Consider the following 3,974-nt stretch of genomic DNA (forward strand, 5'->3'; position numbering starts at 1 on the left):
CGCCTGGGCGCTCACCGAGCCGGTCAACATAACCCCGAGGTCGACATACCGTCGCTTATGCGGAATTCCGCATAAGCGATGTAGTTCGTGAGGTTGCGGAAGCCGAGCGCGGAGCCGCGGCGGTGTTCGAGCCCGCCGTTGATCGCTCCCGTGGGCCCGTTGGACGTGCCGGGACGGTCGAAGAACGCGAGCACGTCGGCGGCGCGCTGCTTGAGGGTGCGGCCGAGCTTGCGGATCTCGACGAGCGCGGCAGGAACCCCGGTGCTGACCGCGTCGATCACGGCTTGCATCATCTGCTTGCCGAGCTTCTTGTCGGGTTCACGATACGCCGCGATCATGCGCTGGTAGATGCCCCAGGTCGCTTCGACCTCGACGTGCTCCTCGGCCGCGAACAACGCCTCCAGCCGGGAGCGTTGCCGGTCGGTGAGCAGCTTGTCGCCGGTGTGCAGGGTGCGGCGTATCTGGTAGAGCGGGTCGCCCTTCATCCCGCGCTGGCCGAAGCGGAACCATCCCCACGATCCAGCTCGACCCGCGCCGGATGATCCCCCGCGTCCCGCTGCTGCGCGCATTCGGGATGAACACCTGACACGCCGAAGCCAGTCACCCGACCGCGCCTGCGATGAGTGCGGCGTTCATGAGCCCCCGTTCTCGGTCGGCCGGATCGAGATTCACCCAGCTCGAGTGCCCCTCGTCACCTAGGTTCTCGAGGATGGCGCGGAGCCTGCGCCGGTCGTTCGCGCTCATCGTGTCGTAGGCGAGCTCGGACGCGTCGCTGACGCTGGCAAGGATGACGGCTGCATCGTCGAGGTGGCGGGCCCGATCGCGGTTGTCCACGAGATAGGCCGCTCCTTTGGCGACCAGCGCGCCGAGCTCATCGGGCACACCGAGGGCGACGCGGGCACCGCCATTGAAGATCAGCGTGTACGTGTCGCGGCGGCGGATAGCCTGCTCTCCGGCGGGCGCAGCGAACGCGGGTCGTTGCGCGAGCCTCGGCCGCATCCGAGAGGGCAGATGGTCGGCGACCATGATGTCTACCTTGCGGCCGTCCGCGTGCACAAATCGATAGGCATGCTCTTCGCTTTCGACGAGCTCGAACCCGATCTGGGCCAGGGCGGCCCGGGTCCCGGCCCGAGAGCTGCGGTCGGCCCAGTAGTCCACGAGCGCGTCCATGCCGTCGGTGGACCGGCGCATCGCCACCCCGGCCCTACTGCCGTGGATTGCGACCATGAGGCCACCCACAAGTGTGAGGTTCTCCGAGATCCCGGTGCCGGCTACGTCGATGACCGTCCGCCATGCGGGGAGAAGGTCGTCAGCCCCCATATCAACGGTCAGTTCAAGGCCAGCCATGCGTTCCTCAGTTCAGTGAGAGCTCGCAGGCCACCGCTGCGTTCCCTGGTGTCGGTGCTGACAGCGAGGTCCGCGGCGATGACCGCGGCCGGCATCGTGTCACCGTCGTACGTGATCGGCAGCGTGTTGTCGTAGAGGACGTCTTGGCCGCTGGTCGAGGCCACCATGAAGTGCGTGCGGGCGTACTCGTCGATTTCGCCGCGGCGGACGTAGCCGGAAACCTGGCGGGTGTCGTCCATGAGTCCGACGCGCAGCTGGCCGGCGGCGGAGCGGCCGGTAGCGATGAGCTCTTCCCCGGCTTTGGTGGCATTGGCGGCACGGTAGCGGTGCGCTCGGGTGCGCCCTGAGACGGCGCGCGCGAGCTCGTCGGCACCCCATGTGCGCAGTCGCCGGCGTGTGCGCGAAAGGGTGCTGGGGGTTAGCCAGGTCGCCTCGAGGCCGCTGAGCTCCCACAGCAGTCCCCACGCGGTGTCGACGTCGAGCTTTCGACCACCGCCGCGGCGAGCAGACGTTTCGTAGCGGAGCACGGAGTCAGCGTCGGCCAGCCACGCGCCGGAAGAGAGTTTGTGCCCAGCGATGGAGCCTTCGGCGAGGAGGTCGATGGCGTGGCGCCGCGAGACGCCGAGGCGGCTGGCGAGTTCGGTCGCCGTCAGGTCAACCATTGCAGAACACCTCCAAACTTGGAACTATTGTGACACAGAGTTGGCGCGCCGCGCGCAAACGGTCGGTTTGCGTTCGCCGATGACACTCCCCGCCGTCGGGACCGCTGCCCGGCGGCACCGGCACGTAGGACCCGCTCGTGCCAGTGCTCGATGCGGGGGCGACTTGCGCTCGCTCGTCGACCTGCACACGCCGGCAGCCCCAACCTCCTTAGACTCAGCCCGATGACATCTGAACTCCCCCCTCAGCTGCCGCTCGACTCCCCCGCTCCGAACTCGTCGACATTCGGGACTGTAGCCGCGGCATCCGTCATGGCCGAATGCTTGCGTGTCCAGGCTGACGTTCCACCGCGCGGTGCAGTCGCGCGCAGGTTCGGACGATCGCCGCTGTCGGACGAATCGCGTCCCTGGCATGTCGGCGCACTCGGCGAGCTCGACGTCGCCAGCCGTCTCGACTCGCTCGGCGACGAGTGGACCGTCTTGAACTCGGCGCCAATCGGGACGCGCGGCAGCGATATCGACCACGTCGTCGTCAGCGCGGCGGGCGTGTTCACCATCAATACCAAGTTCCATGAGGACGCGCGGGTGTGGGTGGGCAGCCGCCGGCTGCTCGTCAACGGACAGGCCACAGACCACCTGCGCAACACGCGCTACGAAGCGACGAGAACGCAGAAGCTCCTATCCGCTGCTGCCGCAACGGACGTTCCCGTAGGCGGAGTCATCGCCAACGTCGGCGCCAAGCAGATCACCATTCGAGAGCAGCCCGCGGACATCGTCGTGCTGGATATCGCGCGGCTCACCCGTTGGCTGAAGAAGAAGAAGCCTCGACTCGATGCCTCATCCACAACAACGACGCCACCGTCATCACCGACAGCGGCCTCGTCCTCGCCGAATTCACCCTCAACCCCACCCAGGGATCCCAACGAAAAAACGGATGAACCCCCGAAACCGGGGGTTCATCCGTTCACGATGTCCTGAGACATCACAAGTGTGCCCCTGGAGGGATTCGAACACGTTTTGAGCATTCTGCATAGCGACGCAAAACGACGAAATCCGCGGAGTTACGCGGATTTTTCGGAGCGCTCCGCCATTCAGCGACGTCCGAAAACAGCCAGGTGGAAATGGAATGTGGGCAAAAAGCGGGCAAGAGTCACCAGTGCTGGCGCGGTGCTCAGGCGTATGCCGAAAACGAATGCGGGCAAGAACGAATTCGGCCTGCGCAAAATGCGCCTGATTTGAGCAGTTTGCTCGCTCTGACGCGATCTGTCGAGCAGAGTGCAGAAACGGCTCTCGTTGCTTCAGATTGTCGTCAGCGCCCGATCGAGGGGCCAGACGGCGACGGCGGGCCGAGGTGCGGATGGGTCAGTTCCTCTTCGTCCGCCCGCATGCGGTTGTACGTCTCGCGCGCGATCAGGTCGTCAGCGAGGCCGGATTCGCGTGCGCGAGCCATCATGCGCGTCGCCGTGCTGACGCTCACACTGAGCTGTTCCGAGACGAGTTTGAGGGGAGCCAGGTTCACGGTCGTTGCGATTCGGTAGAGCCGCACCGCCTCGCGAACCGTCTCTTCGTAGGTGCGGTCGGTGCGGGACCTCACCTCCGTGAGGTACTGGCTGAGGGACTCGGCCTTGCCGCTCTCACGGGTCACGGTGACCACGCGCATCGACGAGTAGGCGACGAGGTACTGCACGCGCACTTCGCGCAGCGCCGCGGCGGTCGCCTCGTCACCCTCCCCCGCGCGGTCGAGGCGGACGGATGCGGCCGCGGTGCGCCGGAGCTGCTTGTCGAACACCACATGAAGCCGGATGACTCCCGCGACGTTCGGCTCACCGGTGGCGACAGCATCCCACGCCGTGGGGATGCTCACGCCGTCGCCGACGTCGATCCGCTCGCCGTCGATGACCTCGATCTCAACGTCGCTCACTGGACTACCTTCCTGGTGTCGGCGTTCTCCGATGGGATGCCGATGCA

The 3,974-nt window shown here is 66.3% G+C and carries 4 protein-coding genes and 1 pseudogene; 1 reads left to right on the forward strand and 4 read right to left on the reverse strand.

Features of this window, described 5'->3' with window-relative positions:
* Window positions 1–23: 23 nt before the first annotated feature.
* The 3 genes and pseudogenes from Q0X61_RS12765 to Q0X61_RS12775 all read right to left on the reverse strand — a co-directional run.
* Window positions 24–497: pseudogene (locus Q0X61_RS12765) on the reverse strand (transposase); the annotation flags it as partial.
* A 103-nt stretch (window positions 498–600) separates the two neighbouring features.
* Window positions 601–1,347: a hypothetical protein gene (locus tag Q0X61_RS12770; protein ID WP_297743216.1), complete on the reverse strand. Its 747-nt coding sequence runs from the start codon at window positions 1,345–1,347 to the stop codon at window positions 601–603.
* Window positions 1,329–2,009 (reverse strand): hypothetical protein, encoded by a 681-nt coding sequence (locus Q0X61_RS12775; RefSeq protein ID WP_196324634.1) that lies wholly within the window; start codon window positions 2,007–2,009, stop codon window positions 1,329–1,331. The genes Q0X61_RS12770 and Q0X61_RS12775 overlap by 19 nt, the downstream gene beginning before the upstream one ends.
* Window positions 2,010–2,231: 222 nt before the next feature.
* Here Q0X61_RS12775 and Q0X61_RS12780 point away from each other — a divergent pair, with 222 nt between their 5' ends.
* Window positions 2,232–2,984 (forward strand): nuclease-related domain-containing protein, encoded by a 753-nt coding sequence (locus tag Q0X61_RS12780; RefSeq protein ID WP_297743220.1) that lies wholly within the window; start codon window positions 2,232–2,234, stop codon window positions 2,982–2,984.
* A 331-nt stretch (window positions 2,985–3,315) separates the two neighbouring features.
* Here the strand turns inward: Q0X61_RS12780 and Q0X61_RS12785 are convergent.
* Window positions 3,316–3,974 (reverse strand): hypothetical protein (locus tag Q0X61_RS12785; RefSeq protein ID WP_297743222.1); only part of this gene is annotated, 659 nt, incomplete at its 5' end.

The organism is uncultured Tessaracoccus sp. (assembly GCF_947255005.1).
In the GTDB taxonomy this organism is placed as follows: domain Bacteria; phylum Actinomycetota; class Actinomycetes; order Propionibacteriales; family Propionibacteriaceae; genus Arachnia.

Excerpts from the sequence above, each read along its gene's own strand:
- Q0X61_RS12775 (WP_196324634.1), bottom strand. The coding sequence starts at position 2,009 with ATGGTTGACCTGACGGCGACCGAACTCGCCAGCCGCCTCGGCGTCTCG.
- Q0X61_RS12770 (WP_297743216.1), bottom strand. The coding sequence starts at position 1,347 with ATGGCTGGCCTTGAACTGACCGTTGATATGGGGGCTGACGACCTTCTC.
- Q0X61_RS12780 (WP_297743220.1), top strand. The coding sequence starts at position 2,232 with ATGACATCTGAACTCCCCCCTCAGCTGCCGCTCGACTCCCCCGCTCCG.